This window comes from Agrobacterium sp. YIC 4121, assembly GCF_002008205.1.
Classification (GTDB): domain Bacteria; phylum Pseudomonadota; class Alphaproteobacteria; order Rhizobiales; family Rhizobiaceae; genus Agrobacterium; species Agrobacterium leguminum.
Map to the genome: position 1 here is coordinate 65,576 of NZ_MRDI01000011.1, position 12,918 is coordinate 78,493.

The following is a 12,918-nucleotide window of genomic DNA, read 5'->3' on the forward strand; positions in this document are numbered from 1 at the left end:
CCGTTGCACAGACAATCTGAGGCTCGCAATCATCTCTGGGAGGAGAAGTCATGCGCAAGAGTATCGTTTTATCCACGGCCATGGCGCTGGCCGCTGGCACCGCCGCTTATGCCGCCGAGATTTCGGACGGCAAGGTCAAGATCGGCATCTTGAACGACCAGTCGGGCGTCTACGCCAATTTCGGCGGCAAATACTCTTATGAAGCCGCGAAGATGGCGGTCGAGGATTTCGGCGGCAAGGTGCTCGATGCGCCGGTGGAAGTGGTGACCGCCGACCACCAGAACAAGGCGGACGTCGCCTCCAATATCGCCCGCCAATGGTACGATACCGAACAGGTCGATTCGATCATGGAACTGACCTCGTCGTCGGTCGGCCTTGCCGTGCAGGCGCTGTCCAAGGACAAGAAGAAGATCACCATCAATACGGGTGCGGCAACCACCGAGCTGACCGGCAAGCAGTGCAGCCCCTATGGTTTCCATTGGGCCTATGACACCTATTCGCTGGCGGTCGGCACCGGCGGCGCGCTCGTCAAGCAGGGCGGCGACAGCTGGTTCTTCCTGACCGCCGACTATGCCTTCGGTTATTCGCTGGAAGAAAATACGTCGAATTTCGTCAAGTCCAATGGCGGTAAGGTTCTGGGTTCGGTGCGCCATCCGCTTGCCACGACGGACTATTCCTCCTTCCTGCTGCAGGCGCAGTCCTCGGGCGCGAAGGTCATCGGTCTTGCCAATGCCGGTCTCGATACCTCCAACGCCATCAAGCAGGCGGCCGAATTCGGCATCGTCGCCGGCGGCCAGCGGCTTGCAGCGCTTCTCTTCACGCTTGCTGAAGTCCACGGCCTCGGTCTTGGAGCCGCGCAGGGCCTGACGCTGACGGAAGGTTTTTATTGGGACCGCGACGATGAATCGCGCAAGTTCGGCGAACGCTTCAAGGAACGCACCGGCGCCATGCCGAACATGGTGCATGCTGGCACCTATTCCGCCGTGCTGCATTACCTTAAAGCCATCGAAAAGGCCGGCACAGACGATGCAGATGCCGTTGCCAAGGCCATGAAGGAAATGCCGGTCAACGACGTCTTCTCGAAAGACGGCCATGTGGCCGCCAACGGCCGCATGATCCACGACATGTATCTCATGGAAGTGAAGAAGCCGGACGAAAGCAAGCAGCCGTGGGATTATTACAAGGTACTTGCCACCATCCCCGGCAAGGAAGCCTTCATGGACCCCGCAAAAAGCGGTTGCCCGCTGGTAACGCAGTAAAGAAGAATAAAAAGGGGAAAGCTTGATGACGATCGCTCCCGCCCTTGCCGGGCAGGCCGAACCTCGCGTCGTTCTTTCGGCGCGCGGTCTCTCCAAGACCTTCGGCGCATTCGCGGCCGTGAAAAACGTCGATCTCGACGTCCACCATGCCCGCGTGCATGCGCTTATCGGTCCGAACGGTGCCGGCAAAACAACGGTCTTCAACCTGTTGACCAAGTTTCTCCAGCCGACAGGCGGGGCGATCACCTTCATGGGAACGGACATAACAAGGACGCCGCCGGACAAGGTGGCGCGTCTCGGCCTCGTCAGGTCTTTCCAGATATCGGCGGTGTTTCCGCATCTGACGGTTCTGGAAAACGTGCGGGTGGCGTTGCAGCGGCCGAACAGCCTCGCCACGCAGTTCTGGCTGCCGCTCTCCTCGCTCGACAGGCTGAACGCCCGCGCCGAGGAGCTGATCGCCATGGTCGGCCTGACCAGGGAAAAACATGCGCTTGCGGCCGATCTTTCCTACGGCCGCAAGCGGGTTCTCGAAATCGCCACCACGCTGGCGCTCGATCCGAAGGTTCTGCTGCTGGATGAACCGATGGCCGGCATGGGCGGCGAGGATGTCGCCCACGTCGCCGAACTCATCCGCGAGGTGGCAAAGACACGCGCGGTGCTGATGGTCGAACATAATCTGAAAGTCGTGGCCGATATCTGCCACCACGTCACGGTCTTGCAACGCGGTGAAATTCTGGCGGAGGGCGATTATGCCGCCGTTGCCGCCGATCCGCGCGTGCGCACGGCCTATATGGGCACGGAGGAGGCTTGATATGGCGGCAATGCTCGAAGTCTCCAATCTGAAATCCTGGTATGGCGAAAGCCAGGCGCTGCACGGTGTCGATCTGACGGTCGGCGAGGGCGAAACCATCACCATTCTCGGCCGCAACGGTGTGGGCAAGACCACGACGCTGCGCACTATCATGGGCATCATCCGAAACCGCAAGGGCGTCATCAAGCTGGGCGGCAAGGATCTGATGCCGGTGCCGCTGCATCGCACGGCGAAATACGGCCTTGGTTTCGTGCCGGAAGAGCGCGGCATCTTCGCGACGCTGAGCGTCGAGGAGAACCTGAAGCTGCCGCCCGTCGTCGCATCCGGCGGCATGACGCTCGATGAAATATACGAGCTGTTTCCCAATCTTTACGAACGCCGCACCAGCCCCGGCACCAAGCTTTCCGGCGGCGAGCAGCAGATGCTGGCCATGGCGCGCATCCTGCGCACCGGGGTGAAGGTGCTGCTGCTTGACGAACCGACCGAAGGGCTTGCCCCGGTCATCGTGCAGCGCATCGGCGAGGTGCTGCAAAAGCTGAAGAGCCGCGGCATGACCGTTGTTCTGGTCGAACAGAATTTCCGTTTTGCCAGCCGTATCGCCGACCGTTTCTACCTGATGGATCACGGCCAGATGGTCAGCAATTTTCCGGTCAGCGAGCTTTCCGGCCGCATGGGCGAGCTCAACAAGGTGCTGGGGGTTTAACGATGACGATGATCTTCGGCGTTCCAATTCAGGCACTGCTCGGGCAATTGCTGGTGGGCCTTATCAACGGGTCGTTTTATGCGCTGCTGTCGCTCGGCCTTGCCGTCATTTTCGGCCTGCTGCGCGTCATCAATTTTGCCCATGGCGCGCAATATATGCTCGGCGCTTTCGTCGCCTTCCTCGGCCTGCAATATTTCGGCATCAATTTTTGGGTGGCGCTCATCGTCACACCTTTCGTCGTGGCGCTTTTCGGTGCGATCGTCGAACGCTTCCTGCTGTCGCGGCTTTACGATCTCGATCCGCTTTATGGGCTACTCTTCACTTTCGGTCTCGCGCTGGTGGTGGAAGGCACGTTCCGCTGGCTTTATGGCGCTGCTGGCCAGCCCTATTCGGTTCCGCCGCAGCTTGCCGGCGGCACCAATCTCGGCTTCATGTTCCTGCCGAATTACCGCGCTTTTGTCGTCGTCATTTCGCTCATCGTCTGCATCGCCACCTGGGCGTTGATCGAAAAGACCCGGCTTGGCTCCTATCTGCGCGCTGCGACGGAAAACCCGACGCTGGTGCAGGCTTTCGGCATCAACGTGCCTGTTCTCCTGACGCTGACCTACGCGCTGGGTGCCGGCCTTGCCGGTTTCACCGGGGTTCTCGCCGCGCCGATCTATCAGGTCTCGCCGCTGATGGGCACGAACCTCATCATCGTCGTCTTTGCCGTGGTCGTGGTCGGCGGCATGGGTTCGATCATGGGGGCCATCGTCACCGGCTATATGCTCGGCATTGCCGAAGGGCTGACGAAGGTGTTCTACCCGGAGGCCTCCAACATCGTCATCTTCGTCATCATGGCCTTTGTGCTGCTCATCCGCCCCGCCGGACTTTTCGGAAAGGACGCCTGATATGTCCAAAGCCACCCATAGCCCCACCGCCGGAGCAATGCCGCAGACCGAGGTTTCGACGACTGCCGGCACCATCAAGACCGTGCTTATTCTTGCAGGGCTTGCCGTGCTCATCGCCGCACCGATGTTCGTTTATCCGATCTTTCTGATGAAGCTGCTGTGCTTTGCGCTGTTTGCCTGCGCCTTCAACCTCCTGATCGGTTACACGGGCCTTCTGTCCTTCGGCCATGCGGCGTTTTTCGGCGGTGCAGCCTATTTCACCGCCTATTCGGTGAAGGAATGGGGCGTGACGCCGGAAATCGGCCTTGTCATCGGCATGGCGGGGGCGGCGCTGCTCGGCCTTGTCATCGGCTTCTTCGCCATCCGTCGTCAGGGCATCTATTTCGCCATGATTACGCTCGCGCTGTCGCAGATGTTTTATTTCTTCTGCCTTCAGGCGCCGTTTACCCATGGCGAGGACGGGTTGCAGGGCGTGCCGCGCGGCCATCTCTTCGGTCTTCTCGACCTCAATGCGCCACTCAATATCTATTATACGGTGCTTGTCGCCTTTGTGCTCGCACTTCTGGTCATCTGGCGTTTCGTCAACTCGCCCTTCGGCATGATCCTGAAATCGATCCGCGAAAACGAGCAGCGCGCCATTTCGCTGGGCTATAGCGTCCAGCGCTACAAGCTCGGTGCTTTCGTCATGTCGGCGACGCTGGCCGGCCTTGCGGGTGGCCTCAAAGCGCTGGTCTTCCAGTTTGCGACGCTCACCGACGTCACCTGGCAGATGTCGGGCGAAGTGATCCTGATGACGCTGCTCGGCGGTATCGGCACCATGATTGGCCCGATCTTCGGTGCGGGTCTCGTCGTCACCCTGCAGAACTATCTCGCGACGTCCGATTTCCCGGTCACCATCATCACCGGCCTCGTGTTCATGGCCTGCGTTCTGGTGTTCCGGCGCGGTCTGATCGGCGAATTTTACGCGTCGCGGCTCGGGAGAAAACTCGGCTTTCAGCACCGCAGCTAGACGTTTTTAAGAACACAGGAAAGGCCTCTTCCGCGTCCGGGACGACGCGGCAAGGGCGGCGCGTGGAGAAGAGCATGGGCGAATATGACTATATCGTCATCGGAGCGGGGAGTGCCGGATGCGTTCTCGCCAACCGCCTTTCGAAAGATCCGAACAACCGCGTGCTGCTGCTGGAAGCGGGCGGCAACGACAATTACCACTGGATCCATATTCCAGTCGGTTATCTCTACTGCATCAACAATCCGCGCACCGACTGGTGTTTCAAGACGGCGGAAGAGCCGGGGCTGAACGGCCGCTCGCTGATCTATCCGCGTGGCAAGGTGCTTGGCGGCTGCTCCTCCATCAACGGCATGATCTATATGCGCGGCCAGGCGCGGGACTACGACGTCTGGCGTCAACTCGGCTGCGAGGGCTGGGGGTGGAACGACATCCTGCCCTATTTCCTGAAATCGGAAGACTTTTATCGGGGAAAAAGCGATCTGCACTCCGCCGGCGGCGAGTGGCGCGTGGAAAAGGCGCGCGTGCGCTGGGATGTGCTGGATGCTTTCCAGAAGGCGGCGGGCGAAGCGGGCATTCCCGCAACCGACGATTTCAACCGGGGCGACAATGAGGGGGCCGGTTATTTCGATGTGAACCAACGCTCCGGCTGGCGCTGGAATACGGCCAAGGCATTTCTGAAACCGGCGCTTGGCCGCAAGAACCTGACGGTTCTGACCAAGGCCCATGTCAAGCGTCTCCTCATCGAAGAAGGCCATGTTACGGGGGTGGAGTTCCACCATGACGGCGTCCTGAAAAAGATGCGGGCGCGGCGTGAGACGGTGCTGTCCGCCGGTGCCATCGGCTCGCCGCATATTCTGGAGCTTTCCGGCGTCGGCCGTGGCGATGTGTTGCAGGCGGCCGGTATCGACACGGTGGCGGAGGTTCAGGGCGTGGGTGAAAACCTGCAGGACCATCTGCAACTGCGCATGGTCTACAAGGTCTCCGGTGTCCTGACGCTGAATGAAAGGGCCTCCACCCTGTTCGGCAAGGCGCGGATCGGTCTCGAATATGCGCTGACGCGCTCCGGGCCAATGTCGATGGCGCCGAGCCAGCTCGGTGTTTTCACCCGTTCTTCACCCGAGAAGGAAACCGCCGATCTGGAGTATCATGTCCAGCCGGTTTCGCTCGACAAGTTCGGCGATCCGGTTCACACTTTTCCGGCCATTACCGCAAGTGTCTGCAATCTGCGGCCGGAAAGCCGGGGCTCAGTGCATGTGAAAGGACCGGATTTCGCCATGCAGCCGGAAATCCGCCCGAACTATCTTTCCACCGAAGGCGATCGCCAGGTGGCCATCGACGCCATGCGGCTGACGCGCCGCATCGTCGCCCAACCGGCCTTCGCGCGCTTCAAGCCGCAGGAATACAAGCCGGGTCCCTCGTTCGAAAACGACAATGATCTTGCCAAGGCGGCGGGCGATATCGGCACCACCATCTTCCACCCCGTCGGCACGCTGCGCATGGGGTCGGATATGGAAAGCGTGGTCGATGCGCGTCTGAAATTCCGCAGGCTCGCCGGGCTGCGCGTCGCCGACGCATCGGTGATGCCGCGCATCACATCCGGAAATACCAATTCCCCGACGATCATGATTGCCGAAAAGGCCGCCGACATGATCCTTGCGGACAATCGCTGAAAGGAGCGCTCCGATGAAGACCGTCGCTTTTATCGGGCTGGGACATATGGGCCTGCCCATGGCCGCCAATCTCGTCAAGGCCGGATATGCCGTCAGGGGTCACGATCTTTCCGAGGCCTGCCGCGCGGCGGCGAGAGAGGCCGGTGTTCCCGTTGCTGCGGGTTCTGCCGAGGCTATCGAAGCCGCTGACGTCATCATCACCATGCTGCCGAAGGGCGAACATGTCGTTTCGGTCTATGGCGATCTGGTTCGGAAAATCCCTGCCGGAACGCTTCTCATCGACTGCTCGACGGTGGATATGGAAAGCGCACTTAAGGCGCATGATCTGGCCGCTTCCGCCGGTTGCCCCTCGGTCGATGCGCCCGTATCGGGCGGAACGGGCGGGGCTGCCGCCGGCACCCTGACCTTCATGTGCGGCGGCGAGGCTGCGGCCTTCTCTGCGGCAAAGCCGGTGCTGGAGGCGATGGGCAAAAAGATCGTGCATTGCGGCAAGGGCGGTAACGGCCAGGCGGCCAAAATCTGCAACAACATGATCCTCGGCATTTCCATGATCGCCGTTTCGGAAGCTTTTGTTCTGGGCGAAAAACTCGGCCTCTCACATCAGGCGCTGTTCGACGTCGCCTCCACCTCTTCCGGGCAATGCTGGTCGCTCACCACCTATTGCCCGGTGCCGGGACCGGTGCCGACATCGCCCGCCAACAAGGATTACCAGCCCGGATTTGCGGCGGCCCTGATGCTGAAGGATCTGAAGCTTTCGCAGGAGGCCGCCAATGGCGCCGGGGCTTCCACCCCGCTCGGTGCGGCGGCGGCGACGCTTTATGAGAACTTCGTCGATGAGGGGAGCGGCGGACGTGATTTCTCCGCCATCGTCGAAATGCTGCGCGGGAGCGAAGCATGACGGACGCCGCGCCATCCGATATTTTGTGGGTGCCGCCGAGGGAAAGGCTGGCGCGCTCGGCGCTTTTTTCCTTCGCAGAGAAAACTGCAAAGCTGCACGGGCAGGCCGCCGATGACTATGCCGGCCTGCTGCGCTGGTCCATCAACGCGCCGGATGAATTCTACAATGAACTGTGGGACGAACTCGGCATTATCGGCACGCGCGGCGATACGGCATTCAAGCCCGGCAAGACCATACGGCAGGCCGAGTTTTATCCGGGCGCAAGGCTCAATTATGCCGAAAACCTGCTGCGCGATGCCGACGCGCGGCTGGCCATCATCGCCCATCGCGACGATGGCACACGGCGCGAGATTACCCGCAGAGAGCTTTACGACGAGGTGTCCCGCATGGTGCAGGCGCTTGCTGATGCGGGTGTGAGCGAAGGCGACCGCGTCGGGGCCATCGTCACCCATGATATTGAGGCGATCGTGAGTTATCTGGCCGCGAGCGCCATCGGCGCGATCTGGTCGTCCTGCTCGCCGGATTTCGGGCCGGCGGGAGCCTCCGACCGCCTGTCGCAGATCGGTCCGAAAATCCTCATCGCCGTGCCGGAATATGGTTATGCCGGCAAGCGCATCGATGTCGGCCCGACCATCCGCGCCGTGGCGGAAAGTGCGGCTCCTGAGAAGATCGTGCTGATCGGCGACGCCGTGCCCGAAAACCTTGCCGATCTCGGCTGCGTGACGCTTACGGATTTCGTCGCGCCTTATGCGGCGGGTGAGATTGCCTTCAACCGTCTGCCCGTCAAGGCGCCGCTGGCGATCCTTTATTCGTCCGGCACCACCGGCAAGCCGAAATGCATCACCCATTCCGGCGGCGGTTTGCTTCTTCAGCACATGAAGGAGCTGAAGCTGCAATGCGATATTCAGGAAGGGGAGCGCTTCTTCTATTTCACCACCTGCGGCTGGATGATGTGGAACTGGCAGGTCTCCGGTCTGGCGGTCGGCGCTACTCTGGTAACCTATGACGGCAATCCCGGTTATCCCAACCCTGCGCGGCTGATCGACCTCATCGACGCCGAACGGATCGCCACTTTCGGCACGTCGGCGAAGTTTATCGACGCCTGCCTGAAGGCCGGGCTGAAGCCGCGTGAAAGCCACGATCTTTCATCGCTGCGGACCATTCTTTCCACCGGCTCGCCGCTCATCCCGCAATCCTTCGATTATATCTATCGCGACTGGAAGGCTGAGGTGCACCTCGCCTCAATCTCCGGCGGCACGGATATCTGCGCCTGTTTCCTTGGCGGCAACCCTTTGCAGCCGGTGCATCGCGGTGAATTGCAGGGTGCGATGCTGGGCATGGATATCGACACGCTGGACGATGAGGGCCGTTCCGTTCGCGGCGTCGCCGGCGAACTCGTCTGCCGCAATGCGCATCTGTCCATGCCGGTGAAGTTCTGGGGCGATGAGGATGGTTCGCGCTATCAGGCCGCCTATTTCGACCGGTTTCCGGGCATCTGGGCGCATGGCGATTTCGCCGAAAAGCGCCCCTCCGGTGGATATGTCATCCATGGACGCTCGGACACGACGCTCAATCCTGGCGGGGTGCGCATCGGGACGGCGGAAATCTACCGGCAGGTGGAAACCGTGCCCGAAGTCGAAGAGGCCATTGCCGTGGGGCAGGATATTGACGGCGACCAGCGGGTCATCCTCTTCCTGCGCATGAAGGGCGGCGCAGCGCTGACGGAAGAGCTGGAAAAGACTATCCGCAGCCGCATCCGTTCAGGCGCCACGCCGCGGCATGTGCCGGCAAGGATCATTGCCGTCAGCGCCATTCCCCGCACCCGTTCCGGCAAGATTTCCGAAATCGCGGTGCGCGACACCATTCATGGCCGGCCGGTGAAGAATGCCGATGCGCTCGCCAATCCCGAAGCGCTCGAACTTTTCCGCAACCTGCCGCAGCTGAAGGACTAGGCCGATGGAGGATCAACCGAAAACCGTGCTCGTCACGGGTTCCACCAGCGGCATCGGGCTTGCCATCGCCAAGCGATTCGCCGAGGCGGGGTATCTGGTCGGGGTGCATGGCATAGAGACGGCGGAGGAGGCGACGCAGGCGCTGGAGGCGGTCGCGAAGGTGGCGCGGCACAGGCCGGTCTATTTTGCCGCCAACCTCGCCAATTATGATGAAAGCGCGCATCTGCCGGAGACCGTCATCGCCGAACTCGGTCATATCGACGTCCTCGTCAACAATGCCGGCATCCAGAAGGTCGCGCCGATCGACGAGTTCGATTTCGCCGATTTCTCCCGCATCGTCGCCATCTCGCTCGACAGCGCGTTTCACACCATCCATGCGGCCCTGCCGGGCATGAAGGAAAGGGGCTGGGGCCGCATCGTCAACATCGCTTCCGCCCATGGCCTGCGCGCCTCGCCCTTCAAGGGGCCTTATGTTGCGACCAAACATGCGGTGGTGGGCCTGACGAAGAGCGTGGCGCTGGAAGTGGCCGAACTTGGCATTACCTGCAACGCCATCTGCCCCGGTTATGTCTGGACGCCGCTCGTCGCCGCCCAGGTCGCCGATCAGGCGCGCGTGCATGGCATGAGCGAGGAGGATGTGGTGAAGAAGGTGATGCTTGCGCCGCAGCCGACCAGACGGTTCGTGCAACCGGAAGAAGTGGCGGAAATGGCGCTTTATCTCGCGGGCGATATGGCCCGCTCCATCACCGGCACCACCATCTCGATCGATGGCGGCTGGACCGCGAAATAATCTTCGCATATCCGACGCTGCGCTGGCGCTTCGATACGCAGGCCGCTGGAATGCGGTTGAAACTAATCCTTTTCCGCGTCTGGAACAAAACCCTGACCCCAATGATTAGATCAACAGGGTTACAGGGAGTGAAAGACATGGCCAGAGAAAATACCAGCTATCTCGACGGTCGGGATGCGAAAAGCGAAACGGCAACGCGCGCGCGGCAGGGATCGCGCGGACGTCCCGTCCTCGTCATTCTGATCGTCAGCGTGCTTCTTGCATTGGTGGTTTGGGCCGTTGTCGAATATTCGGTTTTCGAACCCGACGAGAACCTGCCGCAGAACCCGCAGACCGAGACTGCGCCCGTGCCGCAGCAGCCGTCGGGATCCGGAAGCTTCGACAACAATCCGGCGAATGGCCGCCCCCAGCCGCCGTCATCGACAGAGACAAATCCCGCGCCGCAGGATTCGACCGGCGCGCCGCAAAACCCATGACCACCATGGCGTGAAGTTTTTTCGCGCCGATGATGATTTTCATGGAACCAGATCGCGCCCGATTTCATTTCACGCAAAGTGACAGGAATCGGGGGTTTCATTCATGGCAGTCACCGTCACTGCAGTTGTTCTCACGCTGATCGGTCTTGCGCTGTTCGGTTTCGGCTCTCAGCTCGTCATGCTGGGCGGGAGCTTCTATTACGTGCTTTCCGGACTGGCCTTTCTGTTGACGGCCGTTCTGCTGTTCAAGCGCAATAGCGCAGCCCTTCACGTCTATGCCGTCTTCATTGTCGCGACGCTCGCCTGGGCCATATGGGAAGTCGGCTTCGACTGGTGGCAGCTTGGTCCGCGCGGCGGTGTAATCATTCTCATAGGCCTCTGGCTTCTGGTTCCCTGGGTAAGAAAGCCGCTCGGTTTTTCGAGCCCGACCGGGCTTAGCTACGGGCCGAATGCCTGGCCGCTCGCGCTGTCCGTCCTCGCCTCCATCGTCGTGGCCGGATATTCCATGGCGCAGGATCCGCATGATACGGCAGGTTCCCTGCCTCAGGAAACGGCCTCTGCCACGCCCGCCTATGGCGGCAATGTGCCTGACGGTGACTGGCATCAATATGGCCGCACGCCCTATGGCCAGCGTTATTCGCCGCTCACCCAGGTCAATGTCGACAATGTCTCGCAGCTCAAGGAAGCCTGGCGTTACCAGACGGGCGATGTGAAGCTGCCTGATGATGTGGGGGAAACCACCTATCAGGTGACGCCGCTGAAGATCGGGAACACGCTTTATATCTGCACGCCGCATAATTGGGCGATCGCCATCGATGCCGCCACCGGCAAGGAAAAGTGGAAATACGACCCCAATGTCGGTCTCAATCCGGATCGCCAGCACCAGACATGCCGCGGCGTTTCCTATTATGCCGAGCCGAATGCCACGCAGGGCACGGCCTGCGCCGAGCGCGTCTACCTGCCGACCTCGGATGCGCGGCTGATCGCGCTTGACGCCGCCACCGGTCAGGTCTGCACGTCCTTTGCCGATCAGGGTGTGCTGCATCTCGAGCAGGGCATGAAATACAATCCCGCCGGTTATTATTATTCGACCTCGCCGCCCGTCATCGTGGCGGGCAAGATCATCATCGGCGGCGCGGTGAACGACAACTATTCCACGCAGGAACAGTCCGGCGTCATCCGCGCTTTCGATGTGAACAGCGGCGCGCTCGTCTGGAACTGGGATTCCGGCAACCCGGCGAAAACCGAACCGATTGCGGCGGGTGAAACCTACACCACCAATTCGCCCAACAGCTGGTCGGTCTTCAGTTACGATGAAGGCCTTGGCCTCGTTTATATCCCGCTCGGCAATCAGGTGCCGGATCAGCTCGGCATGGGCCGCAGCGAGAATGTGGAGAAATATTCCTCCTCCATCGTTGCGCTGGATGTAAACACCGGCAAGGATCGCTGGGTGCGCCAGACGGTTCATCACGATCTCTGGGACATGGACGTGCCGGCCCAGCCGGTGCTGCTTGACATCACCAAGGACGGCCAGACCGTGCCGGCTCTCGTCGGCCCCACCAAGCAGGGCGATATCTACGTTCTCGACCGGCGCACCGGCGAGCCGCTTCTGCCTATCACCGAAGAGCCCGCGCCGGGCGGCGCCATACCGGAGGACTTCACCTCTCCGACGCAGCCGACGACGGCTCTGTCCTTCAAGCCGGAGCCATTGCAGGAAAAGGACATGTGGGGCGTCTCCATGTTCGATCAGCTCGCCTGCCGCATCCGCTTCCATCAGCTGAACTACAAGGGTCGCTACACGCCGCCTTCGCTGACCGGCTCGATCATCTATCCCGGTAATTTCGGCACCTTCAACTGGGGCAGCGTGGCGGTCGATCCCGAGCGTCAGGTAATGTTCGGCATGCCGACCTATCTCGCCTTCACCTCGCAGCTCGTGCCGCGCGCCGACATTCCGCCGAAGGGTCAGGACGAAAAGGGTAGCGAACAGGGCCTCAACCGCAATGACGGCGCACCTTATGGCGTGTTCATGGGTCCGTTCCTCGGTCCGTTGCAGATTCCCTGCCAGGCCCCGCCATGGGGTTATGTCGCGGGTGCTGATCTGCGCACTGGCGATATCGCTTACAAGCACAAAAACGGCACGGTCCATGACATGACGCCGCTGCCGCTGCCCTTCAAGGTGGGTGTGCCGGGCATTGGCGGGCCGATGATCACCAAGGGCGGCGTCGCTTTCCTCGGTGCTGCCGTTGACAACTATCTTCGCGCCTATGATCTGACCACCGGCAGGCAGCTTTGGGAAGCGCGCCTGCCGGCCGGCGGTCAGGCCACGCCGATGACCTATGCGCTGGATGGCGGCAAGCAATATGTGGTGATGGTTGCGGGTGGCCACGGCTCCGTCGGAACCAAACCGGGCGACTATGTGATCGCCTATACCCTGCCGTAATCTCTGCAGGTTTCAAGATA

Annotated in this window: 11 protein-coding genes; all 11 read left to right on the forward strand. The window is 61.1% G+C overall.

All coding sequences use genetic code 11. The features are described from left to right. The first annotated feature begins 50 nt into the window (after positions 1-50). The 11 genes from BTE54_RS12250 to BTE54_RS12300 all read left to right on the forward strand — a co-directional run bounded on the left by BTE54_RS12250 (position 51) and on the right by BTE54_RS12300 (position 12,898). Positions 51-1,259 carry an ABC transporter substrate-binding protein gene (locus BTE54_RS12250; protein WP_078052637.1) on the forward strand — a complete coding sequence of 403 codons (1,209 nt, stop codon included), beginning with the start codon at positions 51-53 and terminating at the stop codon, positions 1,257-1,259. 25 nt (positions 1,260-1,284) lie between these two features. Then, positions 1,285-2,070, forward strand: coding sequence for an ABC transporter ATP-binding protein (locus BTE54_RS12255; RefSeq protein ID WP_003522494.1), 786 nt, complete (start codon positions 1,285-1,287; stop codon positions 2,068-2,070). A gap of 1 nt (position 2,071) precedes the next feature. Beyond that, complete coding sequence (locus BTE54_RS12260; protein WP_065657340.1) at positions 2,072-2,773, forward strand: ABC transporter ATP-binding protein; 702 nt, start codon at positions 2,072-2,074, stop codon at positions 2,771-2,773. Positions 2,774-2,775: 2 nt separating this feature from the next. After that, positions 2,776-3,663, forward strand: coding sequence for a branched-chain amino acid ABC transporter permease (locus tag BTE54_RS12265; RefSeq protein ID WP_078052638.1), 888 nt, complete (start codon positions 2,776-2,778; stop codon positions 3,661-3,663). 1 nt (position 3,664) lies between these two features. Beyond that, positions 3,665-4,672, forward strand: a complete 1,008-nt coding sequence (locus BTE54_RS12270; RefSeq protein WP_065657338.1) for a branched-chain amino acid ABC transporter permease — start codon at positions 3,665-3,667, stop codon at positions 4,670-4,672. A 74-nt stretch (positions 4,673-4,746) separates the two neighbouring features. Next, complete coding sequence (locus tag BTE54_RS12275) at positions 4,747-6,342, forward strand: GMC family oxidoreductase (RefSeq protein WP_078052639.1); 1,596 nt, start codon at positions 4,747-4,749, stop codon at positions 6,340-6,342. Positions 6,343-6,355: 13 nt separating this feature from the next. After that, a complete protein-coding gene (gene mmsB / locus BTE54_RS12280) occupies positions 6,356-7,240 on the forward strand; it encodes a 3-hydroxyisobutyrate dehydrogenase (RefSeq protein ID WP_078052640.1) in 885 nt (294 codons plus the stop codon). Then, the gene (locus tag BTE54_RS12285; RefSeq protein ID WP_078052641.1) at positions 7,237-9,192 is read left to right on the forward strand and encodes an acetoacetate--CoA ligase; all 1,956 of its coding nucleotides are present in this window, start codon (positions 7,237-7,239) and stop codon (positions 9,190-9,192) included. Before mmsB ends, BTE54_RS12285 begins: the two co-directional genes overlap by 4 nt. 4 nt (positions 9,193-9,196) lie before the next feature. Next, a complete protein-coding gene (locus tag BTE54_RS12290) occupies positions 9,197-9,982 on the forward strand; it encodes a 3-hydroxybutyrate dehydrogenase (RefSeq protein ID WP_078052642.1) in 786 nt (261 codons plus the stop codon). 137 nt (positions 9,983-10,119) lie between these two features. Then, entirely contained in the window at positions 10,120-10,458 is a 339-nt protein-coding gene (locus tag BTE54_RS12295; protein ID WP_065657333.1) for a hypothetical protein, read from the forward strand. Between the two features lie 103 nt (positions 10,459-10,561). After that, positions 10,562-12,898, forward strand: coding sequence for a glucose/quinate/shikimate family membrane-bound PQQ-dependent dehydrogenase (locus tag BTE54_RS12300; protein ID WP_078052643.1), 2,337 nt, complete (start codon positions 10,562-10,564; stop codon positions 12,896-12,898). Positions 12,899-12,918 lie beyond the last annotated feature (20 nt).

What these genes read in the sequence shown, in the direction of transcription:
- BTE54_RS12300 (WP_078052643.1), top strand. Translation starts at nt 10,562, where the DNA reads ATGGCAGTCACCGTCACTGCAGTTGTTCTCACGCTGATCGGTCTTGCG.
- BTE54_RS12265 (WP_078052638.1), top strand. Translation starts at nt 2,776, where the DNA reads ATGACGATGATCTTCGGCGTTCCAATTCAGGCACTGCTCGGGCAATTG.
- mmsB (WP_078052640.1), top strand. Translation starts at nt 6,356, where the DNA reads ATGAAGACCGTCGCTTTTATCGGGCTGGGACATATGGGCCTGCCCATG.
- BTE54_RS12250 (WP_078052637.1), top strand. Translation starts at nt 51, where the DNA reads ATGCGCAAGAGTATCGTTTTATCCACGGCCATGGCGCTGGCCGCTGGC.
- BTE54_RS12255 (WP_003522494.1), top strand. Translation starts at nt 1,285, where the DNA reads ATGACGATCGCTCCCGCCCTTGCCGGGCAGGCCGAACCTCGCGTCGTT.
- BTE54_RS12275 (WP_078052639.1), top strand. Translation starts at nt 4,747, where the DNA reads ATGGGCGAATATGACTATATCGTCATCGGAGCGGGGAGTGCCGGATGC.
- BTE54_RS12260 (WP_065657340.1), top strand. Translation starts at nt 2,072, where the DNA reads ATGGCGGCAATGCTCGAAGTCTCCAATCTGAAATCCTGGTATGGCGAA.
- BTE54_RS12285 (WP_078052641.1), top strand. Translation starts at nt 7,237, where the DNA reads ATGACGGACGCCGCGCCATCCGATATTTTGTGGGTGCCGCCGAGGGAA.
- BTE54_RS12270 (WP_065657338.1), top strand. Translation starts at nt 3,665, where the DNA reads ATGTCCAAAGCCACCCATAGCCCCACCGCCGGAGCAATGCCGCAGACC.
- BTE54_RS12295 (WP_065657333.1), top strand. Translation starts at nt 10,120, where the DNA reads ATGGCCAGAGAAAATACCAGCTATCTCGACGGTCGGGATGCGAAAAGC.
- BTE54_RS12290 (WP_078052642.1), top strand. Translation starts at nt 9,197, where the DNA reads ATGGAGGATCAACCGAAAACCGTGCTCGTCACGGGTTCCACCAGCGGC.